This is a genomic window from Vibrio sp. 1069 (assembly GCF_033340555.1).
This window is the reverse complement of the sequence record NZ_JAWOWP010000810.1, coordinates 1-547: the sequence shown is the minus strand read 5'-3', so window position 1 is coordinate 547 and position 547 is coordinate 1. Positions and strand designations below refer to the sequence as shown.

Below are 547 nucleotides of genomic sequence, written 5' to 3'. Positions count from 1 at the left end.
TACTGTCGAAGAAGCGGCCAGCTAAGTACGGCTGAGTTTTATTTTTCATTATGTTTGCCTCAAATTCCCAATGGATTTCAAAACGTTGGCTTCTAGCGGTGCTGTGTTTGTCAACCAAGTTATGCGTCCTGAACGCAATATTTCGAGACCGTCTGGGTTTAGCGTTATTTAAGATGGTGTAACTTTAGAACCTCAAGTAAACTTGAGGTAAAGCTTTTTTTAACAAAATAGAAACACGGGAAGTCAAGGATGGAAATCAGCGTAGGAGAAGTGGCAAAACGTTCTGGAGTGAAAGTCTCTGCCCTGCATTTTTATGAACAAAAAGGACTGATTTCGAGTTGGAGAAATCAAGGCAATCAGCGCCGCTACCACCGTAGCGTTTTGCGCCGTGTCGCGGTGATTAAAGCGGCCCAGCAAGTCGGGTTGTCGTTAGAAGAAATCAAACATGCGCTAGATGAGCTGCCGAAACATCAAGCTCCGAACAAAGAGCAATGGGAAGTCATGGCGAGCCATTGGCATGAACAGTTAGAACAAAAGATTCAAAAAC

Annotated in this window: 1 protein-coding gene; it reads left to right on the top strand. The window is 44.1% G+C overall.

The window, feature by feature from the left end; genetic code table 11:
• Positions 1-249: 249 nt before the first annotated feature.
• Positions 250-547: redox-sensitive transcriptional activator SoxR (gene soxR / locus R7040_RS29200; protein ID WP_318098008.1), on the top strand; the 298-nt coding region annotated here is incomplete at its 3' end.